The sequence below is a fragment of the Fuscovulum sp. genome, assembly GCA_035192965.1.
Lineage (GTDB): Bacteria > Pseudomonadota > Alphaproteobacteria > Rhodobacterales > Rhodobacteraceae > Paragemmobacter.
The window spans coordinates 3,140,662-3,164,576 of record CP136571.1 but is presented as its reverse complement, the minus strand read 5'-3'; the positions used below and the strand labels follow the sequence as shown (position 1 = coordinate 3,164,576).

At 63.2% G+C, this 23,915-nt stretch carries 25 protein-coding genes; 6 read left to right on the top strand and 19 right to left on the bottom strand.

Annotated features, from left to right (window positions below; translation table 11 throughout):
* Window positions 1-4 precede the first annotated feature (4 nt).
* Genes RSE12_15470 through RSE12_15460 form a run of 3 tightly spaced genes read right to left on the bottom strand, consistent with a single transcriptional unit; the run spans window position 5 to window position 2,226 of the window.
* On the bottom strand, window positions 5-805 hold the full coding sequence (locus RSE12_15470) for a 3-methyl-2-oxobutanoate hydroxymethyltransferase (protein WRH61758.1): 801 nt from the start codon (window positions 803-805) through the stop codon (window positions 5-7).
* A 1-nt stretch (window position 806) separates the two neighbouring features.
* Window positions 807-1,121, bottom strand: coding sequence for a MocE family 2Fe-2S type ferredoxin (locus tag RSE12_15465; GenBank protein ID WRH61757.1), 315 nt, complete (start codon window positions 1,119-1,121; stop codon window positions 807-809).
* Between the two features lie 10 nt (window positions 1,122-1,131).
* A complete protein-coding gene (locus RSE12_15460) occupies window positions 1,132-2,226 on the bottom strand; it encodes a fatty acid desaturase family protein (protein WRH61756.1) in 1,095 nt (364 codons plus the stop codon).
* 144 nt (window positions 2,227-2,370) lie between these two features.
* Between RSE12_15460 and RSE12_15455 the strand changes: the two genes are divergently transcribed.
* From RSE12_15455 to RSE12_15435, 5 genes are all read left to right on the top strand, one after another.
* The gene (locus RSE12_15455) at window positions 2,371-3,408 is read left to right on the top strand and encodes a LacI family DNA-binding transcriptional regulator (protein WRH61755.1); all 1,038 of its coding nucleotides are present in this window, start codon (window positions 2,371-2,373) and stop codon (window positions 3,406-3,408) included.
* Between the two features lie 126 nt (window positions 3,409-3,534).
* The gene (locus tag RSE12_15450; protein ID WRH61754.1) at window positions 3,535-4,314 is read left to right on the top strand and encodes a TIM barrel protein; all 780 of its coding nucleotides are present in this window, start codon (window positions 3,535-3,537) and stop codon (window positions 4,312-4,314) included.
* Window positions 4,315-4,512: 198 nt separating this feature from the next.
* Complete coding sequence (locus RSE12_15445; protein ID WRH61753.1) at window positions 4,513-5,454, top strand: substrate-binding domain-containing protein; 942 nt, start codon at window positions 4,513-4,515, stop codon at window positions 5,452-5,454.
* 102 nt (window positions 5,455-5,556) lie between these two features.
* Complete coding sequence (locus tag RSE12_15440; GenBank protein WRH61752.1) at window positions 5,557-6,633, top strand: ABC transporter permease; 1,077 nt, start codon at window positions 5,557-5,559, stop codon at window positions 6,631-6,633.
* 4 nt (window positions 6,634-6,637) lie between these two features.
* Entirely contained in the window at window positions 6,638-7,399 is a 762-nt protein-coding gene (locus RSE12_15435) for an ATP-binding cassette domain-containing protein (GenBank protein ID WRH61751.1), read from the top strand.
* Window positions 7,400-7,402: 3 nt separating this feature from the next.
* Here RSE12_15435 and ubiG read toward each other — a convergent pair whose 3' ends face one another.
* The 16 genes from ubiG to RSE12_15355 all read right to left on the bottom strand — a co-directional run bounded on the left by ubiG (window position 7,403) and on the right by RSE12_15355 (window position 22,872).
* Window positions 7,403-8,107 (bottom strand): bifunctional 2-polyprenyl-6-hydroxyphenol methylase/3-demethylubiquinol 3-O-methyltransferase UbiG, encoded by a 705-nt coding sequence (gene ubiG, locus RSE12_15430; protein WRH61750.1) that lies wholly within the window; start codon window positions 8,105-8,107, stop codon window positions 7,403-7,405.
* Window positions 8,097-8,918: an isoprenylcysteine carboxylmethyltransferase family protein gene (locus tag RSE12_15425; protein WRH61749.1), complete on the bottom strand. Its 822-nt coding sequence runs from the start codon at window positions 8,916-8,918 to the stop codon at window positions 8,097-8,099. Before RSE12_15425 ends, ubiG begins: the two co-directional genes overlap by 11 nt.
* Entirely contained in the window at window positions 8,915-9,850 is a 936-nt protein-coding gene (locus tag RSE12_15420; GenBank protein ID WRH61748.1) for an FAD-dependent oxidoreductase, read from the bottom strand. The genes RSE12_15425 and RSE12_15420 overlap by 4 nt, the downstream gene beginning before the upstream one ends.
* The gene (locus RSE12_15415; GenBank protein ID WRH61747.1) at window positions 9,847-11,067 is read right to left on the bottom strand and encodes an FAD-binding domain-containing protein; all 1,221 of its coding nucleotides are present in this window, start codon (window positions 11,065-11,067) and stop codon (window positions 9,847-9,849) included. The genes RSE12_15420 and RSE12_15415 overlap by 4 nt, the downstream gene beginning before the upstream one ends.
* A 264-nt stretch (window positions 11,068-11,331) precedes the next feature.
* Window positions 11,332-12,213 carry an intradiol ring-cleavage dioxygenase gene (locus RSE12_15410; protein ID WRH61746.1) on the bottom strand — a complete coding sequence of 294 codons (882 nt, stop codon included), beginning with the start codon at window positions 12,211-12,213 and terminating at the stop codon, window positions 11,332-11,334.
* A gap of 2 nt (window positions 12,214-12,215) precedes the next feature.
* Entirely contained in the window at window positions 12,216-13,973 is a 1,758-nt protein-coding gene (locus tag RSE12_15405) for an FAD-dependent monooxygenase (GenBank protein ID WRH61745.1), read from the bottom strand.
* A gap of 56 nt (window positions 13,974-14,029) precedes the next feature.
* Window positions 14,030-14,572 carry a nuclear transport factor 2 family protein gene (locus tag RSE12_15400; GenBank protein ID WRH61744.1) on the bottom strand — a complete coding sequence of 181 codons (543 nt, stop codon included), beginning with the start codon at window positions 14,570-14,572 and terminating at the stop codon, window positions 14,030-14,032.
* Window positions 14,569-15,648 carry a branched-chain amino acid ABC transporter permease gene (locus RSE12_15395; protein ID WRH61743.1) on the bottom strand — a complete coding sequence of 360 codons (1,080 nt, stop codon included), beginning with the start codon at window positions 15,646-15,648 and terminating at the stop codon, window positions 14,569-14,571. The genes RSE12_15400 and RSE12_15395 overlap by 4 nt, the downstream gene beginning before the upstream one ends.
* A 1-nt stretch (window position 15,649) precedes the next feature.
* A complete protein-coding gene (locus RSE12_15390) occupies window positions 15,650-16,513 on the bottom strand; it encodes a branched-chain amino acid ABC transporter permease (GenBank protein WRH61742.1) in 864 nt (287 codons plus the stop codon).
* A complete protein-coding gene (locus RSE12_15385) occupies window positions 16,510-17,217 on the bottom strand; it encodes an ABC transporter ATP-binding protein (protein ID WRH61741.1) in 708 nt (235 codons plus the stop codon). The genes RSE12_15390 and RSE12_15385 overlap by 4 nt, the downstream gene beginning before the upstream one ends.
* Window positions 17,214-17,933, bottom strand: a complete 720-nt coding sequence (locus RSE12_15380; protein ID WRH61740.1) for an ABC transporter ATP-binding protein — start codon at window positions 17,931-17,933, stop codon at window positions 17,214-17,216. Before RSE12_15380 ends, RSE12_15385 begins: the two co-directional genes overlap by 4 nt.
* Before the next feature lie 50 nt (window positions 17,934-17,983).
* Window positions 17,984-19,258: an ABC transporter substrate-binding protein gene (locus tag RSE12_15375; protein ID WRH61739.1), complete on the bottom strand. Its 1,275-nt coding sequence runs from the start codon at window positions 19,256-19,258 to the stop codon at window positions 17,984-17,986.
* Window positions 19,259-19,294: 36 nt separating this feature from the next.
* Entirely contained in the window at window positions 19,295-20,356 is a 1,062-nt protein-coding gene (locus RSE12_15370; protein WRH61738.1) for a maleylacetate reductase, read from the bottom strand.
* Complete coding sequence (locus tag RSE12_15365; protein ID WRH61737.1) at window positions 20,353-20,997, bottom strand: dienelactone hydrolase family protein; 645 nt, start codon at window positions 20,995-20,997, stop codon at window positions 20,353-20,355. Before RSE12_15365 ends, RSE12_15370 begins: the two co-directional genes overlap by 4 nt.
* Window positions 20,998-20,999: 2 nt before the next feature.
* The gene (locus RSE12_15360) at window positions 21,000-21,962 is read right to left on the bottom strand and encodes a VOC family protein (protein ID WRH61736.1); all 963 of its coding nucleotides are present in this window, start codon (window positions 21,960-21,962) and stop codon (window positions 21,000-21,002) included.
* Between the two features lies 1 nt (window position 21,963).
* Window positions 21,964-22,872, bottom strand: a complete 909-nt coding sequence (locus tag RSE12_15355) for a dioxygenase (protein WRH61735.1) — start codon at window positions 22,870-22,872, stop codon at window positions 21,964-21,966.
* A 115-nt stretch (window positions 22,873-22,987) separates the two neighbouring features.
* On the opposite strand from RSE12_15355, the gene RSE12_15350 reads away from it, so the two are divergent.
* Window positions 22,988-23,914, top strand: a complete 927-nt coding sequence (locus RSE12_15350) for a LysR family transcriptional regulator (protein ID WRH61734.1) — start codon at window positions 22,988-22,990, stop codon at window positions 23,912-23,914.
* Window position 23,915 lies beyond the last annotated feature (1 nt).

Here is a 23,915-nt window from a genome sequence, read left to right as displayed (position 1 = left end):
GCGATCAGCAGACCTGATCCAGCCAGTCGCGGAAGCCTTCGACAACTTCGGCGTCGCAATCCACCAGATGCTGGGGAGCGGGATAGCTGCCCGAGTGCACGTCCTGCGCGAAGGATCCCATCGCTTGAACCCGCATCTCTTGCAGGCGGGCCTGTTCGGCGGCGAGATTGGCGTAGACCTTGGCGTGGCGGGGGATGTGGCCGGTGTTCTGGCCCAGTACATCATCGCTGAACAGGTATTGCGCATGGCCCCCGGCGCCCGCGCCCATCGAGATGAGGAACAGGCTGGTCTTTTCGGCGATGGCGGCGGTGATCGAATGGGGGACGACCTCGACCTCGGCCGCGAAGGCGCCTGCGTCTTCCAGCGCCTTGATCTGGTTCCAGACCAGTTTGGCGCTGTCGAGCGTCTTTCCCACGGCCTTGAATCCGCCGGTCCATGTGCGTTTTGATGGGATCAGCCCGACATGGCCGCAGACCGGCAAGGCGTGATCGGCCATCGCGCGGATCGTCTGCAACGAACCGGAGCAATAAAAGCCGTCAGCCCCATGCTTGAACAGCGGAAAGGCCCATTTCAGGAAGTCGGCGGTATCCCCTATTTCGTAGAAGTTGTCGCCCGGAAAGGCGAAAGCCGAAGGGGCCACCTCGCGGAAGCGACGATCAAGGATCATGGCGGGCGGGATGGAAAGGAGTTCCACACCGGCGCGATGCGCGGCCTCAGCCTCATCCAGGGTTTCGACGCGCAGCATGGCGAACTGGTGCTTGCCGCGCGCATCCAGCAGATCGCGGACGGTGGGGGGACGAGGCATGTCAGGGCACCTCGATATAGACGTCGCCGCCATCAACCCGGACAGGATAAGTGCGCAGGTTCACGCAGACGGGGGCGCGTTTCGCCTCGCCCGTGCGATAATCAAACTGGCCGTTATGTTTGGGGCATTCGATCAGGTGGCCCATCACCAGCCCGTCGCAGAGATGCACCTCTTCATGGGTGCATTTGCCAGCCGTGGCGAAGAAATCGCCTTCGGGAGAGTGATAGATGGCATAGGTGGCACCGGCGTGATCGAAGCGGATCAGATCCTCTTCGTCGATATCATCGGTGGCGCAGGCGCGGATCCATTGGGGCATCTGTCAGTCCTTATTCGGCGGGCAGGGCATCGGGCAGGTCACCCAGAGCATCGCGGTGGAAATCTTCGCGGTAGGGTTTGGCGCTCGGCGGCAGGTCCCGGCGCAGGAAGTAATCTTCATAGGCCAGTTGGCGTTTCAGCGCGGGCCACATCTCGGCGAATGCCGCCGGGATGGAGGGGTTCGGGGCAGGCAGGTCATGCTTGATCGTGTCATGCAGGCGCGGCAGGGCGTGGTATGGCACCATCGGGAACATGTGATGTTCCACGTGATAGTTCATGTTCCAGTAGATGAAGCGGCTGATCGGGTTCATGTAGACGGTGCGGGAGTTCAGGCGGTGGTCGATGACATTGTCGGCCAGCCCGCCATGTTGCAGCAGCCCAGTCATCACATGGTGCCATGCACCGTACATCCGGGGCAGGCCGATCACCATCAGCGGCAGGATGGACCCTATCCAGACGGCCAGCGCCAAGGTGGATGCGTAGATCGCGGTATAGATGATCGCGACACGCTGCACCTTGGCCCATTCGGATTGCGGCACGAAAGTCCGTTCCTCCACAGTGGGGCCGGACAGGGCGTTGCGGATCATGCGGGGGAAGAAGTCGATCACTTCGGGGATGCCGAAGAAACTGCCGATCAGCTTGACGAAGGCCGGGGGGCGCATGATCGCAATCTCGGGGTCGCGGCCCACGATGTAGGTGTCGGTATGGTGGCGGGCGTGGCTCCACCGCCAGGTGGCGGAGTTGCGCATGATCATGAAGGACGCGATTTCATAAACGGCGTTGTTCATCCAAGCCGTCTTGAAGGCCGTGCCATGGCCGCATTCATGCCAGCGCGAATCTGACGCCGATCCGTAGAGAACGCCGTAGGCGAGCCAGAAGGGCAGCGACCACCAGCTTGGCCAAAGGGCAACGCCGATGGCGGCGAAAGCGATCATGCAGCCATAAAGAATTACCGTGTCACGGATGGCGGGTTGATCGGATCGCTGCATCAGGTCTTTCATCACCTTGCGCGGCACATCGGTGTGATACCATTCGGCGGCGGCAAGCCCGGTTTCGAGAGCGCGCGCCCCATCCGGGCCAAGCAGGCTGTAGTTGCGTTCCGTCATCTTTTCCCCCGTCGCAGTCTGCGCCCGTTCCTGACAGCAAGGATAGAACGAAGATTCCACATGCCGAAAGTGGGCGCTGGTGTTTTTCGTCAAAAATCGTCACACTTGCGGTGGGATTGACGAGAACGCATCGCGGAGGGGGTTATGGCGCGGCGGGTCGGGATGGCAGAGCTTGCAGCGGCGGCAGGGGTTTCAATCGCTTCGGTCGACCGGGCGCTGAACGGACGGGAGTCCGTATCCGCCGAGACGCGCGCGCGGATCGCGGCGGCGGCGGAGCGGATCGGGCATCCTGCTCTGCTCCGTCTGAGTGGCGGCGCGGCGCCGCGCGATTTGCCCGAGGTGCGCTTTGGCGTGGTGCTGCACAAACAGGGGCAGGATTTCTATAAGGCTTTTGCTGAAGAGTTGCACCGGTCGCTGGCTGAGGTGACGAATGTGCGGGGGCGGCTGGTGCTGGAGTTTTCCGCCTCGCAGGGGCCATCGGAAATGGCGGCGCTGCTGCGGTCAATGGTGGGGCGGTGTGACGTGCTGGCGGCGACTGCAGTGAACCATCCCGAGGTGACAGCGGCGGTCGAAGAGGTGCGCGCGCAGGGACTGCAGGTGTTCTGTCTGCTGTCGGATTTCGCGCAGGGCATGCGGTCAGGCTATCTGGGATTGAACAATCTGAAGGTCGGGCGCACGGCAGGATGGATGACGGCGCTGTCGGCCAAGGCGCCCGGCAAGGTGCTGTTGTTCGTGGGCGGGCATCGCTGGCATGGGCACGAACTGCGCGAGACGGGGTTCCGTTCCTATTTGCGCGAAACCGCGCCGCAACTGGAGGTGCTGGAAACCATCGTCAACCTGGAGACGCGGCAACTGACCTATGAGGCGGTGTTGGCCAAGCTGGCGGTGCATCCCGATCTGCGCGGTATCTATGTGGCCGGGGGTGGGATGGAGGGCGCGATTGCTGCGCTGCGTGAAAAGCGGCGGCCGGGAGAGGTGTCGCTGGTGGTTTCCGCCCTGACTCCCGATTCGCGGCGTGGGCTGGCCGAGGGGGTGGTCACGCTGGTCACGGATACGCCGCTGGAAAAGCTGTGCCGGGTGCTGTTCCAACGCATGACGCAGGCAGCTTTGCAGAAGGGCGAACTGCCGGAAAACGCGCAGGTATTCCTGCCGCCCGACCTGCATGTGGCAGAGTCGATCTGACGAAAAATCGTCAATCGCAGGGATGGTGTGGAATAAAGCGGTTGAGTTTTGGATAAAATAGAACAAGCATTCCATCAACAACGTGCCTTGTGATGGAACCCGATGCTGCCTTTTGCACTAAACCATATGACAACCCCGAACCTCGATTGGCTGGCCTTTGCCGATTTGGCCGCGCGCCTTGGCTGTGTGGGCGTGGAGTATCGCAACGATCTGGCCGGGCCGCTTTTTGGCGGCGAGGCCCCGGAAAAAGTGGGCGCGGCGTTGGAAGCGCGAGGTTTGCGTTTTCTGGCGCTGGCCGAGGTGAAGATGTTCAACGACTGGTCAGATGCCAAAGCCGCCGAGGCGGAGGCATTGATGCAGATCGCGGTCGCGGCGGGGGCCGAGGCGATCAGCCTGATCCCGCGCAATGATGGTGTGGCGACGGATCGGGGTGACAGCCGCAAGGTGACCGAAACCGCGTTGCGGGAAGTGCTGCCGATGTTGCGGGCGCATGGGTTGAAGGCGATGGTGGAACCGCTTGGCTTTGCCGTCTGTTCATTGCGTTACAAGGATGTTTTGGCCGATGCGATAGAAGCGGTGGGCGGCGAAGGCACGTTTTTCATGGTGCATGACACGTTTCATCATGCCTTGGCCGGTTTCGGGCCGATCTTTCCTGATCTGACGGGGATCGTGCATGTGTCGGGCGTCAAGGACATGATCGCGCTGGATGACATGCGCGACCCGCATCGCGTGCTGGTGGATGCGGATGATGTGCTGGGCAATGTCGCTCAGATCCGGGCCTTGCGGGCTGCGGGTTATGCTGGGCCGATCAGTTATGAGCCCTTTGCGCCATCTGTTCACGCGCTGAGCGATCCCTTTGCGGCACTGTCGGCAAGCATGGAGTTTATGCGCAAGGGTGTTGTGTGACGGAGTGGGTGAAAGGTTCTGCACCCGGCACTGATTTGCAACCGGTTGCAAAAATCGGTTGACGGTAAAGGTTAACTTCTTCAGCCTTGGGGCGCGGGTGTGGAGGACGCCCGTTGCTGCCACAAGACCGAAGCCAAGGACGACGCGATCTCGCCCGCCATGAAATCATGGGGGCATCAACTGGGAGGAGAGAGAGACATGAAAAAAACCCTTATCGCCGCAGGCTTTGCCTGCCTGATGGGCACAACGGCGATGGCGCAGGACATCGGCGTTTCGATGGCTGCGTTCGACGACAACTTCCTGACCGTGCTGCGCAACGGCATGATCGCACAGGGCGAGTCGCTGGGTGTGAACCTGCAGGTCGAGGATGCGCAGAACGATGTGGCCAAGCAGTTGGACCAGATCAACAATTTCATCGCGAGCGGTGTTGCGGCCATCATCGTGAACCCGGTGGATACCAATGCGACTCAGGCCATGTCGGATGCAGCGGCCGCTGCGGGTGTGCCGTTGGTTTATGTGAACCGTCAGCCGATCAACGTGGATTCGCTGCCGGACAATCAGGCCTTTGTCGCATCGAACGAGACGGACTCCAGCTCGCAGGGTGTCAAGGAATCCTGCCGGCTGTGGGCCGAAGCGGGCGAGACGGCGGTGGATGTCTATGTCCTGCAGGGCGAGTTGTCGAACCAGGCCGCCGTGCAGCGCACGCAGAACATCTATGACGTGATCGAGGCCGGCGAATGCCCGGTGACGATCAACGTGATCGATCAGCAAACCGCGAACTGGTCACGTGACCAGGCGCAGTCGTTGATGACGAACTGGTTGTCGGCTGGCGCGGAATTCGACGGCGTCATCGCCAACAACGACGAAATGGCCATCGGTTCCATTCAGGCGATGAAGGCTGCAGGCATCGACATGGCAACGGTCATCGTCAGCGGTGTGGATGCGACGCAGGACGCGCTGGCGGCGATGCAGGCAGGCGATCTGGACATCACGGTGTTCCAGGATGCGGCCGGTCAGGGCGCGGGTGCGCTGGATGCGGCGATCAAGCTGTCCAAGGGCGAAACGGTGGAGCAGAAGGTTTACATTCCGTTCCAGCTGGTGACCCCGGCCAATATCGGCGACTTCCTCGCCAAGAACTGAGGTCTTTGACCGGATCGGGGCGGCCTTTGAGGGCCGCCCCCTTTCTTCTTGCCGGTGCGAAGCGCCGGGGAGAAGCTTTGCAGCAGAATTCGTTGGGAGGGGATGGCCGTGTCAGAGGCATCGCATGGGCTGGGCGGGCTGAAATACGACCCGCGCAAGAAAGAGCGCCCGCAGGAATTGAACGTGTTCCTGGCGCTGGTGCTGATTGTCGTCACCTTTGAATTGATCGGTCGGCTGTTCCTGGGGGACAGCTTTCTGTTCAACACGCGTGAGAATGTCGACACGCTGTTCAACAATCAGCGGCTGTCGATCATCATTCTTCAGGTGTCCATCGTTGGCATAATCGCGCTGGGCGTGACGCAGGTCATCATCACCGGGGGGATTGATCTGTCATCCGGCTCTATCGTCGGGGTGACGGCGATGGTGGCCATGAGCTTTGCCCAGACGGCGATGGTGAACGGCAACCCGAACCCCAAGGCCATCTTTGGCGAGGCGTTCATGGACCTGCCCGTGATCGTGCCGATTGTTGTAGGGCTGGCCTGCGGGTTGGCAGCGGGGCTGATCAACGGGGCGTTGATCGCCTATACGCGCATCCCGCCCTTCATCGCCACGCTGGGCATGATGGTCACGGCGCGGGGGGCCGCGAAATGGTGGTCGAAGGGCAATCCGATTTCCTTTCCGACTGAACAGTATTCGGCCATCGGGCAGGGTATGATGCCGGTGCTGATCTTTGCGGTTTTGGCGATCCTGTTTCATTGCGTGATGACCTACACGCGCTATGGCAAGCACTGCTATGCCATCGGATCGAACGAGGCTGCGGCGCGAATGTCGGGGATCAACGTGAATTCCCACAAGGTGCTGGTCTATGCCATTGCGGGCACGCTGGCGGCGCTGGCCGCCGTGGTGTTGTCATCCAAGAACCTGACCGCGCAGGCGGGCATGGGGGTGATGTACGAGCTTGATGCCATCGCGATGGCGGTGATCGGCGGCATTTCGCTTTCCGGTGGGCGCGGGTCCATTCTGGGGACCGTGCTGGGGGCGCTGATCTTTGGGGTGATCATTTCGGGTTTCACCTTCCTGAAGCTGGACGCCTATTACCAGGAAATGGTGAAGGGCATCATCATCGTGGCGGCGGTGGTTCTGGATCAATGGCGGCAACGCAGCCGGGTGCGGGGGTAATCACATGGATGACATCGTTCTGGAAACGCGCGGGTTGACCAAGCGCTATGGCGGGGTGCACGCGCTGGAGGATGCAGATTTCATCCTGCGCAAAGGGGAACATGTGGCGGTGGTGGGCGATAACGGGGCGGGGAAATCCACCTTTGTGCGCCAGATCACGGCGGTGGAGCAGAAAAGCGCCGGGCAGATTTTCTTTGATGGGCGCGAGGTGAACTTCGCCGGGCCATTGGAGGCGCGCGAGGCCGGGATTGAAACCGTGTTCCAGACGCTGGCGCTGGCCGATGATCTGGACGTGCCGTCGAACCTGTTTCTGGGGCGCGAACTTTTCCGCTTTCGGCTGGGGCCGTTTTCCATTCTGGACCGCAAGGCGATGCGCGAACGCACGCTGGAGGCGTTGAAGACCACGGCGGTAAAGATCCCCAATGTCGACAACCCGATCCGCAACATGAGCGGGGGGCAGAGGCAATGCGTTTCCATCGCGCGAACGGCGGCCTTTGCGTCGAAGCTGGTGATCATGGATGAACCAACGGCGGCGCTGGGCGTGCAGGAAACCGCGCAGGTGGAAAACATCATCCGGGGGCTGAAAGAGCGGGGGGTGCCTTTGGTGCTGATCTCGCACAATTTGCGGCAGGTGTTTGATCTGGTGGACAGGATCGTCGTGTTCCGCCGGGGCCGGATCGTGGCGAGTCTGCGCAAGGATGAAACCGACGGCAATGACATCGTCAGTTACATCACCGGGGTTAAGGGCGGGCAGGACGCGGCGTAAAGATCACGCGGTCAGCGGTTTGCGCGCCAGACCCATGTAGAGGATCGCGGTCAGCGGCAGGGGACCGAAGGTCAGATCGAGCCTGCGGTTTATCCCGCGCGGGCCAAGCCCGGTGATAGGGCCGGGAACCAGCCCTGCACCCGTCAGGGCGTGGCGCAATTCGCGCGGCTTGATGAACATGGCCGGGTCATGGGTGCCGCGCGGCAAGAGGCGCAGTAGGTCTTCGGCCACCGTGATGGTGGCCAAACGGGCCAGCGGATTGCGGTTGATGGTGTCGAACAGGAACAGGCCGCCTGGGCGCAGGGTGCGGGCTACCTCGGCCAGCACGCGGTTCAGGTCTGAGACATGTTCCAGAACATCGACGCAGACCACGGCGTCAAAAGCGGCGGCGTCATAGGGCAGCGCCTCGCCTATCCCCACGTCATAGCCGATGCGCAGGTTGGAGGCGCGGGCGTGGCGGCGTGCGGCCTCGATCGCATCAGCCGCTGGATCAATGCCGGTGACATTTGCGCCGCGCAGGGCCATGGCTTCTGCCATGAAGCCCCCGGCGCAACCCAGATCCAGCACGTCTTTGCCGTGCCAGTCGATATGCCGGTCGAACCATGCCAGACGGCCGGGGACGAGATTTTTCAGCGTGCGGACCCAGCGGATATCATCCGACCACCATCGGTCGGCGACGCGGTCATAGATCGTCAGGTCATTGCGCATGGGTCTGGTCCTTGGCAGGCGCGCGGCGGGGCAGGGCATAGGGGACGCGGGCGCGATAGTGCAGGAACCGCTCGCCATAGCGTGCGGCGAAGCGGCGTTCCTTGAACCGGGGGGCGAGCAGGCAATAGGCGGTGTAGCTGATGGCGAGGGCCAATTGATCCGGGGTCCAGACGGGGACTGTCCAGAGCGTCAGGGCGAAGGCCACATAGATCGGCTGACGGATGAGGCGGAACAGGCCTTGGGTCGGCATGTCGGGAAAGACCGGGCGGATGCGGGCCATCAGGGACATCCAGCCCAGAGCGCCGGATTGCACCTCGGCCCCGGCATCGAAGCTGGCCTTGAGCAGCAGAAGCCAGCTTGCGCCATAGGCGGTGGTGATCAGCCAGAACACCGCGCCATCGGCCTGCCACCAGATGATGCCGGACGGCGTCCATAGTGTGAACAGCGCAAGGAGTTGGGCGGAGGCGATGATGGCATAGGTGGTGGTGGCCAGCGTTTTGCCATGTGGTCCGGGGATCAGGCGCGCGAGGAGGCGCCCGCCGGGCCCGGTAAGCAAAAGTGAATGGGCGAGCGGGAATTGCGCGATCAGGGCCGCGTTGGCAAGGATGGCCCAAGGCCATGGCACGGTGCCGAAGCTTTGGCTCAAGCCGAAGAACATGGCGATGATCATTGCAAGAACGGCCAGCGCAAAGACCGTATGGCAGATGACCCCGAGTGTCAGTGCCAGCGCGATGCGCCCAGCGCCCGCGGGCGGTTTAAGCGCCGCGCGGATCAGTGCCAGCAAGCGCGTGATGCGGGGGTCTGCCATCATGGGACCCGGGCCAGCATGTCCTGTGCGATTGCGGTGCCGCTGGTCCATGCAGCCTCGACCCTTGGGCCAAGGCACCAATCGCCGCCGAGGTAGAGCGAGGCATCAGACGTGGCGATAAAGGGTTGACCTAGGGGGGCGGTGACGCGCGCATAGCGCCAGCGATGGGCGGCGGCATGGGTGACGGCGTCGAGGTTTGCGCCGATACGGTCGCAGAGCAGGGGCAGCATCAGCGCGGCGATGGCGGTAGGGTCTTTTTCCAGATGCTGGGTGCTGAAGTCAGGGCTGGCTTGGGCGACCCAGAGGGTGGCATCGCCAGCGGGGCGTCCGGGTTTGCTGTTGTCCTGCGCGATCCAAGCGAGGTCGTCTTCAGGTTCATTGCGGGTGATGAAAGGGGCCGGCGCGCGGATGGCGGCCATGAGCGTGAGGCAGGGGGCAAGCCGGACGGCAGAGACTGCCCGCGCAAGCGGATGATCTGGACCCAGCAGCGAGGCGACCTGTGGGGCGGGGGCAGTGAGGACCACACGGGCGGCGTGTTGGTCGGTGTCGCCGATGCGCAGGTTCCAGCCGTCATCGCTGTGTGTGAGCGAGGTGACCTGCGCGTTCTGGTGGATGGTCAGGCCCGGGGCCATGGCCTTGGCCAGTGCGGCCATGCCGGGTGTGCCAACCGTATGGGTGCGGCCCATGCCATCTGCCCAGGGCGCAGCAGCTCCGGCGACGGTGAGTTGGTCCAGAAGCGCTGCAAAGCCCGGTGTATGGGCATTCACAAATTGTGCGCCATGGTCAAATTGCAGGCCATCGGCCCGGCGGGTGGCCAGACGGCCACCGATGCCGCGCCCCTTGTCAAAGATGACTGGGGCATGCCCGGCCTGCGCCAGATGCCGCGCGCAGGCCAGACCGGACATTCCGGCCCCGATGATGGCGATGGGGATCATGCAGGCACCAATTGGTTCAGGATTTGGGGGATTTGCTGTTTCACCTTGAAGAAACCTGCCGTGGCATGGGGCCAGATGGCGCGGTCCCAGTCACGTTGCCATTCCGTGAGGGTGATGCCGCGCGCGGAAAGGTAGGGGGCGGCCTCGGTCATCCAGTCGTGCAAGGGGCCACGCGTGACATAGGGGGTGACGATCTGGCTGGCCCCGGTCTGCACAGCCCATTTTGCCAGAATATCCGGGTGATCGGCGCTGAGCAGGGTCGGGGAAAAACCGGCGCGGGCGGCCGTATCAGTGAGCGCCCCGGTCTCAAACGCGGTCACAGCATCAGCCACGGCAAGGGGCGAGCGCAGGTGGCTGGTGGCGAGGGTGGCCACGCCACAGATGTCCAATGCGGAAAGGTCGAAGTCTTCGATGCGGCAATCTTCATCCGTGATCAGCAGGGCAGTGGGCTTGCCTCGTTGTGGCGGGGTGACGGCGCGCAGGGGTTGCACAGAGGGCAAGCCCTCGGGTTCGGTCGACTCCAGCCCTTGGGTTACCTCGGCCAGATCGGTGGGGCGCGGGTTAAAGCGGCCATGGGTAAAGGTGGCGATGTTGTCGGCGCGGGCGGGATAGGGTTTGCCGCGTGTGTGCAGGCCTGCCGCCCAGCGCCACCCCAGTGTGTTTGCGGCAGCATCCCCGTCCAGCAGATGACGGTAGAAGAAATCCGCCCCAAGGCGCCAGGGCAGACCGAGCGTGAAAATCCAGATTGAGGCGAACCACATGCGCGCATGGTTGTGGAGGTACCCAGTTTGAACAAGTTCCTCGGCCCAGGCATCGAAACAGTCCAGCCCGGTCTGGCCATCCTGTGCGCGCGTCACATCGCGGCGCAGGCGACGGTCACGGTCAAGGGCGGCAAGATCGGCCATCAGGCCCTGCTGATAAGTGCCCCAGACCTGTGGGCGGCGTTCCAGCCATCCCTTGAAATAGCCGCGCCAGACCACCTCTTCGACGAATTTCTCGGCGGTTTCCGGGCCATGCGCTGCCAGCGCGGCGGCGGTGACTTCCTGTTCGGTCACCAAGCGGCGGCGGATATAGGGGGAAAGGAGCGAAACGGCGGTGTGCCGCCCTGCGCCAAGGTCATAGTTGCGACCATTGGCATAGCGCCGCCCCATGGCCGGAACAAAGGCCTGAAGGCGCGCCAGTCCGGCGGCGCGGGTTGCAAGGGGCGGGTTTGTCATGGATGGTGCCTTCGTTAGCCGAGGGCGACAGATGTTTCACCGGGGCCGGAATTCAACGTGCTGCGGCACCGTGTCGTGGGCCGGATGTGGCAGGGGCGGGCCGGTGCCTCCAACACACTCAAGCGCGGAAGTGTGCTTGCCTGGGCTGGCGCCGGACCAGAGGGCCTCATGTGCGGAGGGGGAGACCCGGCAATGCTCATGGGCACCGCCGGGTTGCCGGCCGTGGCCCGACTACGGCCACGCTGCCGATGACGGACTGTCCGGTCATGCCCCAGAGCGAGACAGCACAAAATCGAAAGCAAGGTCAAGGAAGGGGCCGTCAAACCCGGCGGCCTTTGCGGCGTCGGGGTCGGTGACGGGCTGGAACTTGGCCATCAGGCTTTGCTTCACGCCAAAAACAGCATCTGAACGGATATAGGGATCGTCGGGATCAAAGATATGCGTGACGAGGCGATCAAATCCCGGGGCCTCGACGATGTAATGTAGATGGGCCGGGCGATAAGGATGGCGGCCCAGTTGCGCCAGCAGTTTGCCGACTGGACCATCATCGGGAATGGGATAGAATTTTGGCTTCACCCCGCGGAAGTGATAGCTGCCATCTGCCCCGGTGCGGAACACGCCGCGGAGGTTGAAATCGGGCTGGATGCCCTTTTGCTGCACATCGTAGAAGCCTTCGTCATTGGCTTGCCACACGTCGATCTTTGCCCCGGCAATCGGGTTTCCATCGGTATCCAGGATGCGGCCACGCACCCGCATCGGTTCGCCCTTCTGATCCAGGCAGATGTTGGACCCCATCGGCAGTTCCGGCGCATCGGCCACGTGAAAGGGGCCAAGGACGGTGGATTCGGACGCGCCCGAAGGTTTGCGGTTGTTGATCGCATCCACCAGCATCGACACACCCAGCACATCCGACAGCAGGATGAATTCCTGCCGCCAATCGTTGCACATATGGCCTGTGTCCGTGAGGAACATGATGGCGCGGAACCATTCCTCTTCGGTTGGTTCGATTTCCTTGACCGCCTCATGCAATTTGCGGGTGATGACGGCCATCACCTGTTTCAGGCGTTCATCCTGCGCGTTCAGGTTGCGGCTGATGACCACATCTGCGCTGTCGGCCTCGGTGAAGAATCCCTGTTCGGTGGTCATGGTCAGTGTCCCAGAATGGCGTGCAGGACGCGTGTGAGATCGGCCTGCGGATCGTTGGTGAGGGTGGCCGCGCGCCATGCGACGTGCTGGTCCGGGCGCACCAGAAGGCAGCCCGCATCGCGGATTTCGCTGGCGCGGGCCCAGTCGCCGCCGTGATCTTCGAATGCGCAGCGCGGGCCAATTTTTACGGTGCGGATGGGCAGGCCGAGGGTTTTCGACAGCGCCTCTGCTGCCGCAATCCAAGCTTCGCCGCCGATGCCGGTGATCAGGGTGAACTGGCCCTTTCCGGTAAGGTCGAGCGTCGAATGTTTCGCGCCATTCCGGTCAAAGACCCAAACATGGGGCATGCGCGCACCGGGATATGTGGTGGGCTGATAGTGCAGTTCCATATCCGCATTCGGGGCTGGCGGTTGCTGGCCATCGGTGACCACCGCGCCCGAAGTGTAGCGCTGGTTCATCTCTACCCCGTGGCAATCGAATTCGTACTTTTTGAATTCGATGGCTTTGCGCAGGGCCTCTCGCTGTGCCTCGGCCGCCGGGGTGGCATCGCAGCGGGCGGCCATGCTGCGCTGGATCTTGTCGTGATCGACGCCGCCATCCATGCCCAACGCCTCAAAAATCGGGCCGAATTCGGCGATGGACTGGTTGGCGCGGGTAACGATCTGGCGTGCGATGGGGGCGCGTTCCGCGCTGTAGCTATCAAGCAGTTTCGGTGTGGCTTGCCCTTTGACCACGGCAGCCAGTTTCCAGGCAAGGTTGTAGCCATCCTGAATGGAGGTATTGGACCCAAGCCCGTTCGACGGCGGATGGCGGTGGGCGGCGTCGCCCATGATGAAGACGCGACCCTTTTGCATATGGGTGGCAAAGCAGTTGTTGACGGTCCAGGTGTTGGCAGAGATCAGGTCGATCTCCAGATCCGGGTCACCAACAAGTTGGCGTGCCACTTGCGTGGCCATCGCAGCATCCACCACGGGGGCAGGCTGGTTGATGTCATAGCCCCACACGATCAGCCATTCATTCCATGGCCGCACCATCCGGACCAGACCCATGCCGATGCCGCCTACATCCGCGCCGGGCTGCATCACCCAATACAGGACCGAGGGGCGGTGCGCGACGTACCGCGACAGGTCGGCGCGGAACAGGATGTTCATCGACCCGCCCACGCCCATCTTGCCTTCGAACGGCAGGCCAAGATGTTCGGCGACAAGGCTGTTGCCGCCATCGGCGCCCACCAAGAATTTCGACCGCACGGTAAAGGTCTTGCCTGTCAGGCGATCCCGGCAGGTGGTGGTGACGCCGTCATCATCCTGTTCGTGGCTGACATACTCTGTGCTCATCCGCGCCTGCGCGCCGCGCGAACAGGCGGTCTTGAACAGGATGGGTTCCATGAAGGTTTGCGGCAGATCGTTCATCTCGCAGGGCGAGGACAGCAGGTGTTCGGCTTTGGACAGGGGTGAGGTGCCCCAGCTTTTCATCCGGCCCAGTTCCTCGCCCGCCAGACTTTCGCAAAAGACGTTTTCGCCCATCAGGTGCTGGGGGGCGGCGTGCATCATCGCCTCGGCTTCCACCTCGGCCCCCAGATCGCGCAGCACCTCCATCGTGCGCTGGTTGGTGATGTGCGCGCGGGGGGTGTTGGACAGCCAGCGATAGCGGTTGATGACCATGACCTCGACGCCGTAGCTGGCCAGCAGGGCGGCGGTGGCACTGCCAGCGGGGCCTGTGCCGATGATCAGGACGTCGGTTGTGATGTCTGCGGACATTGCGAAAGCCTCTTGTCAGGGGATGCCGCCGGGATCAGCCCGGCGGCGATGTGATCTCAGGCCGGGATCCAGCCGTAACGGGCGGTGTCCTTGCCGGCATAATCAGGGTCGAGATAGATGAACAACCGGGTGATCTTGCCGTCCTTGACGGTAAAGCAATCGCAGAAACGGCCTGCACCCCATTTGGGCTGATCAGCCATCCAAGGGCCATCGCGATGCTCGCCTTCGCTGGTGCCTTCGACGGCAAAACTGTCACTGCCGTTCATGTACCAGATGAACTTGTCATAATGGTGCGTGATGCCCTTCAGCGTGCCGCCGACATCCGAGAACATCTTGATCACTTCTTCCTTGCCGCGCGCGACACCCCATTTGGGAAAGAAAACCTCGGCATCGTCAGAGAAATGGTCGAACAGGCCAAGGCCGGTGGTGGGTGACACGCCGCCCGCATCCAGAGATTTCAGATAGCTTTCTGCGACGGCCTTGCGGTCATCATCGGTTGCGGATTGCGCGACGGCTGGCGCGGCCACGGCGGCGGCGCCTGCCGCAGCAACAGCGGCCAGTGCATCGCGGCGGGTCAGGCCGGTTTTTTCGTTGGTCATGATCGTTCCTCCCTTTGGGTCATGGACGGGCCAGCGTCGGGCCCGCTTTGGACGAGACGGCGTTGAACAGGGAACAGGTGCAGGCCGGTACGGTCGGACAAGAGGCCCCAGAGCCCGCGCGGGGCGAACAGCATCACCGCTATGGCGATCAGGCCAAGCGTCAGTAGATACCACGCACCATAATCGGCGAGCGTGGATTGCAGTATGTAGAAGACGATGACACCGACGATCGGGCCTTCGATGCGGCCGATGCCGCCGATGACGACGATGAAGATGACATAGGCGGTCCAGTCGGTGACGCTGAAGGCGGCATCCGGCGAGATGCGGGCGGTCTGGACATAAATCAGCGCGCCGGTCACGCCGGTGACGAAGGCCGCGATCAGGAACACCGCCCATTTGATGCGGCGGGCATCAACGCCCACGGATTTCGCGGCCTCGGTGTTGTCGCGGACGGCGGCAAGGGCCAGGCCGAGGCGGTTGCGCAAAAGCCAGTAGATTGCTGCGATGGTGACGGCGGCCAGCGCCAGTGCCAGCCAATAGGCGAGGATGTCGCGGGCGGCTGCTTCACGCACGTCGAACAGCGTGCGGATCGCCTCGACCCCGATGATATCGGAGGTTGCCTCGCGCGGGAGGGATGTGCCTGTGCCACCGCCCAGCGCCTTCCATTGGGCGACGAGCAGGCGGGTGACCTCGGCGATGACCCAGGTGCCAATGGCGAAATAGGCGCCTTGCAGGCGAAAGGCGAAGAAGGCGGTGGGGATCGACAGGGCCAGTGCAGCGATGCCGCCCAGCGGGATGGCAAGGACCGGGTCCATGCCCCACAGGATGACACCTGCAAACATGGCATAGGCCCCGATGCCGACGAAGGCCTGCTGGCCCACGCTGACAAGGCCGCCATAGCCTGCAAGCAGGTTCCAGAGCTGCGCAAGCGTGAGCAGGGTGAGGATGGTGAACAGATCTTGCATCAGCGCGCGGGGCGCGATGGCGGGCAAGGCAAGGCCCAGCACGATCAGTGCGAGCGCGGCGATGCCTGCGATGGTGCCGGTGCGGGTGCGGGTGGCGACGTGATGGGTCATGTCAATCCACCGCCCGTGGGAACAGGCCGCGCGGGCGAATGAGAAGCACGATCAGAAAGGCGATGTGGCCAGCCAGGATTTGCCATTCCGGGTTGATCGCCGCGCCCATCGTTTGCGCCACCCCGATGATGATGCCGCCCGCCAACGTGCCCCAGAGGCTGCCCAGACCGCCGATGATCACCGCCTCGAAGGCATAGATCAGGCGCGCGGGGCCGATGGAGGGATCGAAATTCGCCCGCATGCCAAGGTAGAGTGCTGCGATGGTGACCACGACCATTGCAAGGCCTGTGGCGATGGCGAAGATGCCCTTCGGGGCGATGCCCATCAGGCTAGCCGTGACCGGATCATCGCTGGTGGCGCGGAAGGCACGGCCAAGGGCGGTGCGGTAGAAGATCTGGTTCAGCCCCACGATCACTGCGATGGCGGTGGCAAAGGTCAATAGCGGCATCCAGCCCACGGTCATGATGCCGAGGTCAACTGACGCGCTTTCCAGTGGTCCTGCGGGGATGCGCTGGCTGTCGGCGGAGAAAGCCTCCAGCATTCCGTTCTGGAGCGCGACGGAAAGGCCGAAGGTGACCAGCAGAGGGGGAAGGATATCCTTGCCCAGCACGCGGTTCAGCACGAAGCGTTGCAGTGCCCAGCCCAGTGCGAACATCAGTGGCGCGGCGATCAGCGCGGCAAGGAACGGGTTCAGGCCAAGGCTGCCGGTGATCAGCAGGATGGCGAAGGCGGCAAAGATGATCATGTCGCCATGCGCCAGATTGACCAGCCGCATGATGCCGAAGACGAGGCTAAGGCCGGCTGCGAACAGGGCGTAAAGCCCGCCCAGCAGGATGCCTTGGACGAGGGTATCGATCCAGATCATGCGGCATCTCCGAAATAGGCGGTGTGGATGGCGGCACGGCTGACCGTGGCCGCAGGGGCGGCAAGGGTGACCCGGCCCTCCATCATGCAATAGACGCGGTCGGCGACTGAAAGCGCACGGCCGATGTCCTGTTCGACCACTATGATCGCGGCCCCCGATGCCTTGATGCGGGGCATGGCGGCATAGATGTCGCGGATCACGACGGGAGCGAGGCCGAGGCTGATTTCATCGCAGAGCAGAACTTCGGGGTTGGACATCAGCGCGCGCCCTATGGCCACCATCTGCTGCTGGCCCCCCGAAAGCGCGGTGCCGGGCACGTTCCGCTTTTCGCGCAGGATCGGGAAGAGGTCATAGATCGCGTCCAGCGACCAAGGGCCAGACGCCTTGCGGACCTGACCGCCGATCTTGAGGTTTTCTTCGACCGAGAGCGAGGGGAACAGTTTGCGCCCTTCGGGTACCATAGCAATGCCGCGCTGCATGACGGACTCGGGCGGCAGTGTCCCGATAGCGTCGCCCCTGTGAAGGACCATGCCTGCGTCATTGCGCAGGATGCCGGTGATCGACCGCAATAGGGTGGATTTGCCCGCGCCATTCGCGCCGATGATGGCGACGGTTTCGCCCGCCGACAGCGAGACATCCACGCCGAATAGGGCGCGGAACTGGCCATAGCTGGCGGTGAGGCCCTTTGTTTCCAGCAAGGTCATGCCTCGATCCCCAGATAGATCTCGCGCACTTCCTTGGAGGCCATGATCGCCTCCGGCTCGCCAATTCCGATGACTCGGCCAAAATCCAGCACCAGCAGACGTTCGACGACGGCGGTCAGGGCGTGCAGGACGTGTTCGATCCAGATGATTGTCATGCCCTGCGCGTGCAGCCCTTTGATCGTGGCGACCAGCGCCTTGCATTCGCCCTCGGTCAGCCCGCCCGCGATTTCATCCAAGAGCAGCAGTTCCGGCCCTGTGGCCATAGCGCGGGCCAGTTCCAGCCGCTTGCGATCGAGCAGGGAAAGCGCCCCTGCGGGCGTGTTGGCCAGGCGCATCAGTTCGGTGTCGTGCAGGATACGCACGCAGTCATCGGTAACCGCTGCCTCAGACTTGCCCTGTCCGAAACTGGCGGCCACGGCGAGGTTTTCATAGACGGTCAGCCCTTCGAACGGCTGGGGGATCTGAAAGCTGCGGCCCACGCCCATGCGGACGCGGTCCATCGCCGGGCGGCGCGTGACATCCTGACCGAGGAAGGTGATCTTTCCGGCATCGGGCGCGATATTGCCGGTGATCAGGTTGAACAGGGTGGATTTGCCCGCCCCGTTCGGCCCGATGATCCCCAGCGCCTGTCCGCGCGGCACGGAAAAGGACACGCCATCGGTGACCTTGAGGGCACCGAAGCTTTTGGACACGTCGCTGAGGTCGAGGATGGTCATGCACCGCTCCGAAAGTGGCCCCGGCCCTTGGATGGGCCGGGGCAGGGGGATCAGGCCAGCGCCTCCATCACGCCGCCGGTGGGGATGTTCGGCGCGGTCTGATTGTCGACCACGACGAGGGCAAAGGTGCCGTCGGCATTGCGCCGCCACTGGCCACCCACCAGTTGCGTCTTGCAGACGTTGGTGGCAGCAAAGGGCGGCAGGCCAGCGCCATCCCATGCGATCTTGCCCACCATCGTATCCATGTTGGTGGCGGCGATCGCAGCGGCCACGCCTTCGGCATCGGTCACGTCGTCGACGCGGCCCATGACGTTGGTCGCCACCTCGAACAGCGAATGAATGAAGCCGATAGGTTGCGTCCAGGGGCGGCCGGTCTGCGCGGTGAAATCGGCAGCAAGGTCGGCTGCCGACATGCCGGTGAGCGAGGATTTGAACGGGTGGGTGTTGGACCACCACACTTCGGATGACAGGTTATGCCCGGCCTCACCCAGCGCTTCCACCGATTGCGGGAAGAGGATGGCCTTGGCCACAGTGATGATCTTGGGATTGAAACCCTGCTGGATGGCCTGATTGCGGAAGGTGGTGAAATCGGGCGGGATCACAACGCCGGTGACGATTTCTGCGCTCGCGGCCTTGAAGGCGTTGATCTGGGCGCTGAAATCATCGGTCAGGTTCTGATAGCGACCCGGATCGGTGAGGGTGTAACCCGCCGCCGCGAAACCGGGGCCCACGCCCACATTCGGATCACCCCAAGCGTTTCCGTCGCCGTCATTTGGGAAAAGGCCGCCGACCATCTTGTTGGTCTCTATCTGGTTCCACATGTTCAGGAAGACGGCGATCACGTCCTCCAGCCCCCAGAAATAGTGGAAGGCGAAGTCGAAGGGCTTCCAGCTGGCCGGATCGCCGGGGTTGCCCTGCTGGCCGATGAACCACGGCTGCCAGGGCGCCTTGGTCGAGATGACGGGAACGCCCTCGGCTTCGCAAGTGGTGGCCACCGGGTTGGTGTTTTCCGGGGTAGAGGCGACCAGCATCAGGTCGATCTCATCGGACACGATCAGTTCCTTGGCCACTTCCGCCGCGCGGTTGGGGTTGGACTGGCTGTCCTTGACGATCACCTCAAAGTTCTTGCCCGCGTCGGTCGCGAGGAAGGATTTGATGTTGTAGTCGTCGCTTTCGGCAAAGCCTGCCAGCGGCCCGGATTGCGGGCTGACATAGCCCAGCTTGATTTTCGCCCCTTGCGCGATGGCGGGGGCGGCAAGGCCGGACGCGGCAATCGTCAGGCCGGTTGCGGCGGTGGAGTGCAGGAATTTCCGTCTGGTCAGCATGGTCGTCCTCCCTAGAAGTTCTGTTGGCCTTTGATTTCAGTTGGTTGGGCGGCGCCCTTCAAACGCCGCCTGAAGCAGATCGCGGATATCGTCGCGGCTGAAGGGGCGCGGGTTCCAATAGGCATTGCGCAGCGCGATGTCGGCGGCGCGGTCGAGGTCGGGTTCCGCAAGACCGAGATCAGCGAGGCGCTGGGGCGCGCCGATGCGAGCGGCGAAATCCCACAGCCCGGCGCCGGCGGGGGAGCCGAAGATGTCGGAGATCGGGGCCAAAAGCGCGGGCGCCGCCACTTCATTGAAGGCAGTGGTATGGGGAAGCAGCACGGCGTGGGTTTCTGCATGCGGCATCCCGAAAGACCCGCCCAGCACATGGGCCAGCTTGTGATGCAGGGCCATGCTGACCTGCCCCAGCGCGGTGGAGCAGCACCACGCGGCATAGAGCGCCTCGGCCCGCGCGTCGCGGTTAAGCGGATCGCTGTGCAGGACGGGCAAAGCGGTGTGAAAGGCGCGCATGGCATCGCGGCACATCGCCTCGATCACCGGGTTGCGATCGGGGGCATAGAAGGCCTCCATCGCGTGGGCGATGGCGTTCAGCGCCGAAGTCATGGTCAGGGTGACAGGCAACGACAGCGTCAGGTCGACGTCATAGATCACCACCTCGGGCCGGATGGCGGGGTCGCGGCGGGTGGTTTTCTCGCCAGCTGCAGTTTCGCCGAGGATGTCGGTCATTTCCGACCCGGCATAGGTGGTGGGGATCACCAGTTGATCGGCCCCTGTCCGCACGGCAATCGCCTTGCCCAGCCCCGTGGTGGAGCCGCCGCCCAAACTGATCACGCAGGTGGCCCCGCTGTCCGTGAAGGCCGCAACGGCGGTTTCGGTCACGTCTGTTGGCGTGTGCATCGCCGCCCCGGCAAAGACGCCTGCGGCAAGGGGGCCGAGCGTGTCGGCCAGCGATTGCGCCTGATCGGCCTGATGCGGGGTGGACAGGATCAGCGCACGGGCATGGCCCAAACGCTGCACCTCATCTGCCACTTGCGCGAGGGTGCCCGCCCCAAAGATGACGCGGGTGGTCAGGCCTGGAAAGGTGAAGGATCGGGTCATCTGGGGGCCGCCAATCCGGGCAGATGGCCCGATGCGAGGTCAGTCAGGATGGCAGCGAGCATGGCGCGTTCTGCGGCGCTGACTTCATGCCCGCGCCCTGGGAAAAGATCGGCGCGCAGCGCTGCGCCCTGCGAGCCAAGGTCGGCCACGGCTTCGGCAAACGCGGTGACAGGTATCCACGGATCGGCGTCGCCACCCGTCAAGTAGACCGGCAGACCGCGCGGCAGCGCACGCGGGCGGTTGTCCGCCGGAGTGCCGACGCGGCAGCCGGTAAAGGCGACCACAGTATCGGGCGAGGCAAGGCCGCTGCAGGCCAGTTCCAGCGATAGGCAGGCCCCTTGCGAGAACCCGGCCAGCACCAGCGGCGCGGATGACGCCGCACGCGCCGACGTGATGACCGAACGCAGCTGCGCCAGCGATGCCTCCAGCTCTGAGGCGGTGTCATCCGTAAGGGGATCCACGGCCCGTGCGGCATACCACGCCCCACCCTCCGCACGGGGCAAGACATAGGCCATATCCTGCGGCAGATGGCGGATCACGTGATCCGCCATCTCCTCAGGGCTTTGGCCACGGCCATGGACAAAGACGCAAACCGCCTTTGCCCTTGCCAGATCTGCCCCAAGATGCAGCCTGCCCGTCATGCCTAGAATGCCGCCTCTTCCAGACCCTGCATCAGTTCGGCGCGGCGGTCTTCGAACCACGGCGGGAAGACCAGCGATTGACCGATGGCATCGGGGGCCTCGTCCTTGGCCCAGCCTTCGGGGACGGTCCATGCGATTTCGAACAGCGCGCCGCCGGGGCTGCGGACATACATCGATTTGAAGTAGTTGCGGTCCTTTTGTTCGGAGACATCGGTAAACCCCATGCCCTCAAGCCGGGCCTTGAGTGCGATCTGGTTTTCCTCGGTTCCCGTGTTCAGGGCCATGTGGTGCACGGTGCCGCCTGCCAGCATCCATGTTCCCTGGCGGGAAGTGCGATCCTCCATGATTTCCACCACGGAATGCGGGCCAAGATTATCGGGGACGGAATACATCCGGCCCTCATCGCTGCTGGCTTCACGCTTCAGGCCGACACCGCCTTCGACGAATTCGTTCATGGAATCGATGTCGAACACGGCGATACCTGCGCCGTAGATGCCCTTGATGGCGGTCTGTGCCGTGGTTCCGGCGGCCTCATTCACGATGGGCGTCCGGGTGTCACCGGGGTTTTCCACCAGCTCATGCGGGATGCCGCATGGGTGGGCGAAAAGCACGCGGGTCAGGCCGAAGCGGCTGCCTTTGGTGGCGGGGATGCCGGCTGCATTCAGCCGGTCCACCCAGTAATCCGCTGCGCCGACCGGGATCGACTGCATGATCGTGCGCGTCTGGTTTGTGCCGCGACGGCCATAGATGCCTGGCTTGCGGAACGGGAAGGTGGTGATGATGGTAGAGGCATCGCCGTGCCGCGATCCGTAATAGAGGTGATAGACAGGGATGGTGCCATCGAACAGCACCGTGCGCTTGACGGAAAACAGGCCAAGCGTTTTCGTGTAGAAATCATAATCTTCCTGGGCGCCGTCGGTCGACAGGGTCAGGTGATGGTAGCCGCTGACAAGGGCCTGAACCATTTCAATGTTCCTTTCTTGATAGACGCGAGTTTTCAGAGCGTTGGGCCGCGTCCGTGCCTGCAGGGACAAGGACGAAGCAAAGGTCGAGATCATGCCGTGCACCGCCCGCATCCGAAGGGCTGGCGCGAAAATCGGCCAGAAGTTCGGGCCGGACGCCAAACAGCGCGTCGCGGTCGATGGCTGGATCGTGACGGTCGAAGATATGGGTGGTCAGGGTTTGAAATCCCGGAGCCGTAACCCGGAAATGCAGATGCGCCGGGCGTTCCAGCCGCAGGCCAAGCGCCATTAGAAGGCGGCCCACCGGGCCATCTTCGGGTAGGGCATAGCCACGCGGCTTGATCGTTTCAAAGGTGACATGACCTGCGCTGTCCGCAGTAAACCGACCGCGCAGGTTGAATTCGGGTTGCAGGTCCGGATCCTGATTTTCATAACGCCCAAGGGCGTTTGCATGCCACACTTCAACCTGCGCCTGCGGGATAGGGCGGCCATCTAGGCCGGTCAGTCGCAGGTGGACGTGCAGCGGTTCGCCAATCCCGTCGCGGGAAAGGGTTGCGCCAAGGGGCAGGTCTGGGACATCGGTCCGGTAGAAAGGTCCGGGAAGCGTGTTCGGCGTGGCGCCTTCGGGGCGGGGGCAATTGATATCTTCTACCCGCGTCGATACGCCGATCACATCGGCCAACAGCACCCATTCCTGACGGCGGGCATCGGCGGTGTGGCCAACCTCTGTCAGGAAGTCGATAACGACCTTCAACTCTTCGGTTGAGGGTTGCAGTTCTGCGACCAGATCATGCACGCGCCCAACGATGGCAAGGAAGGCCGAGGCCAGCCGGGACCGGGCGTCAGGCCCCACGCGCAAAGCAAGGTCTTCCAGGACCTTATGCGCATGCTTTTCCGGCGATCCTCCATCCATCCTCGACCGGGCCTCCCTTCCCGTGACACAAAGGTGGACCGATTTTCACGAAAGTGGATGATTTCTGCGCCGCTCACTATACCATAACGTTATGAAGTTAAGCGAAGCACATCTCATGCAGCTAGCCGCTGTGCTGGATGCGGGCAGCATCAGCGCGGGCGCGCAGGGGCTGGGTCTGACTCAGCCCGCGGTCAGCCGGTCGCTGGCGATGCTGGAGGCGCGTATTGGCGCGCCATTGTTCGTCAAGGGAAAGCGGCCATTGCAGGCCACGCCGCTTGGCGCGCAGCTAGCGGCGCATGGGCGGGCGATCCTGACGGCGTCGCGCCGGGCGTCAGACACAGTGACGGGCTTCCTGACCGGGACCAAGGGCCTTGTGCGGGTTGGGGGCGTGCCCTTCTTCATGGATGCGATGATCAGCCGGATGGTGGCGGATTTCCAGAATCTGGAGCCCGATGTCACCGTTCAGCAAAGCTATGGCAATCTGCCGGATCTATCTTCGGCGCTAGAAAATGACCTGATCGATCTGGGCATCGTGCCGATGGGCGCGCTGGAGGCCGCGCCAGGGTTTGAGTTCATCGAGATTCTGCCAGGCCGGAATATCGTGTCTTGCAGGCCGGGCCACCCGTTGCTGCGCAAGCGGCGGCTGCAAATTTCCGACCTCAGCGATTTTCCTTGGGTCGCGCCGCTGCCGGGATCGCCGCTGATGTCGGACCTGCATTCGATCCTGCTGTCCAACGGGATATCCGACATCAACATCCGCTATTCCGGTGGCAGTCTGATGAGCGTGATCAACTACATGGCTGAAACCAATGCGCTGGCCGTGCTGCCGTTTTCGGTGGTGTTTGCGCAGCGTAAGGAGAACCGCATCACCGTTCTGCCGCTGGATATTCCGCAGCCCAACCGCAGCCTTGGCATTCTGCGGCGGGCGTCCGCCAACCGGTCGCAAGCGGCGGATCGGCTGGCGAGTCACATCGGCACCGCGTTCGAGGAGTTGAAGCACCTTATCAAGCGGCACGAGAACGCGGTGGTCTGGGGCCGGTGAC

Excerpts from the sequence above, each read along its gene's own strand:
- RSE12_15350 (WRH61734.1), top strand. The coding sequence starts at position 22,988 with ATGCAGCTAGCCGCTGTGCTGGATGCGGGCAGCATCAGCGCGGGCGCG.
- RSE12_15365 (WRH61737.1), bottom strand. The coding sequence starts at position 20,997 with ATGACGGGCAGGCTGCATCTTGGGGCAGATCTGGCAAGGGCAAAGGCG.
- RSE12_15415 (WRH61747.1), bottom strand. The coding sequence starts at position 11,067 with ATGACAAACCCGCCCCTTGCAACCCGCGCCGCCGGACTGGCGCGCCTT.
- RSE12_15445 (WRH61753.1), top strand. The coding sequence starts at position 4,513 with ATGAAAAAAACCCTTATCGCCGCAGGCTTTGCCTGCCTGATGGGCACA.
- RSE12_15460 (WRH61756.1), bottom strand. The coding sequence starts at position 2,226 with ATGACGGAACGCAACTACAGCCTGCTTGGCCCGGATGGGGCGCGCGCT.
- RSE12_15420 (WRH61748.1), bottom strand. The coding sequence starts at position 9,850 with ATGATCCCCATCGCCATCATCGGGGCCGGAATGTCCGGTCTGGCCTGC.
- RSE12_15375 (WRH61739.1), bottom strand. The coding sequence starts at position 19,258 with ATGCTGACCAGACGGAAATTCCTGCACTCCACCGCCGCAACCGGCCTG.
- RSE12_15450 (WRH61754.1), top strand. The coding sequence starts at position 3,535 with ATGACAACCCCGAACCTCGATTGGCTGGCCTTTGCCGATTTGGCCGCG.
- RSE12_15395 (WRH61743.1), bottom strand. The coding sequence starts at position 15,648 with ATGACCCATCACGTCGCCACCCGCACCCGCACCGGCACCATCGCAGGC.
- RSE12_15380 (WRH61740.1), bottom strand. The coding sequence starts at position 17,933 with ATGACCATCCTCGACCTCAGCGACGTGTCCAAAAGCTTCGGTGCCCTC.
- RSE12_15465 (WRH61757.1), bottom strand. The coding sequence starts at position 1,121 with ATGCCCCAATGGATCCGCGCCTGCGCCACCGATGATATCGACGAAGAG.
- RSE12_15455 (WRH61755.1), top strand. The coding sequence starts at position 2,371 with ATGGCGCGGCGGGTCGGGATGGCAGAGCTTGCAGCGGCGGCAGGGGTT.
- RSE12_15440 (WRH61752.1), top strand. The coding sequence starts at position 5,557 with ATGGCCGTGTCAGAGGCATCGCATGGGCTGGGCGGGCTGAAATACGAC.
- RSE12_15355 (WRH61735.1), bottom strand. The coding sequence starts at position 22,872 with ATGGATGGAGGATCGCCGGAAAAGCATGCGCATAAGGTCCTGGAAGAC.
- RSE12_15360 (WRH61736.1), bottom strand. The coding sequence starts at position 21,962 with ATGGTTCAGGCCCTTGTCAGCGGCTACCATCACCTGACCCTGTCGACC.
- RSE12_15405 (WRH61745.1), bottom strand. The coding sequence starts at position 13,973 with ATGTCCGCAGACATCACAACCGACGTCCTGATCATCGGCACAGGCCCC.
- RSE12_15400 (WRH61744.1), bottom strand. The coding sequence starts at position 14,572 with ATGACCAACGAAAAAACCGGCCTGACCCGCCGCGATGCACTGGCCGCT.
- RSE12_15470 (WRH61758.1), bottom strand. The coding sequence starts at position 805 with ATGCCTCGTCCCCCCACCGTCCGCGATCTGCTGGATGCGCGCGGCAAG.
- RSE12_15410 (WRH61746.1), bottom strand. The coding sequence starts at position 12,213 with ATGACCACCGAACAGGGATTCTTCACCGAGGCCGACAGCGCAGATGTG.
- RSE12_15425 (WRH61749.1), bottom strand. The coding sequence starts at position 8,918 with ATGATGGCAGACCCCCGCATCACGCGCTTGCTGGCACTGATCCGCGCG.
- RSE12_15385 (WRH61741.1), bottom strand. The coding sequence starts at position 17,217 with ATGACCTTGCTGGAAACAAAGGGCCTCACCGCCAGCTATGGCCAGTTC.
- RSE12_15370 (WRH61738.1), bottom strand. The coding sequence starts at position 20,356 with ATGACCCGATCCTTCACCTTTCCAGGCCTGACCACCCGCGTCATCTTT.
- RSE12_15435 (WRH61751.1), top strand. The coding sequence starts at position 6,638 with ATGGATGACATCGTTCTGGAAACGCGCGGGTTGACCAAGCGCTATGGC.
- ubiG (WRH61750.1), bottom strand. The coding sequence starts at position 8,107 with ATGCGCAATGACCTGACGATCTATGACCGCGTCGCCGACCGATGGTGG.
- RSE12_15390 (WRH61742.1), bottom strand. The coding sequence starts at position 16,513 with ATGATCTGGATCGATACCCTCGTCCAAGGCATCCTGCTGGGCGGGCTT.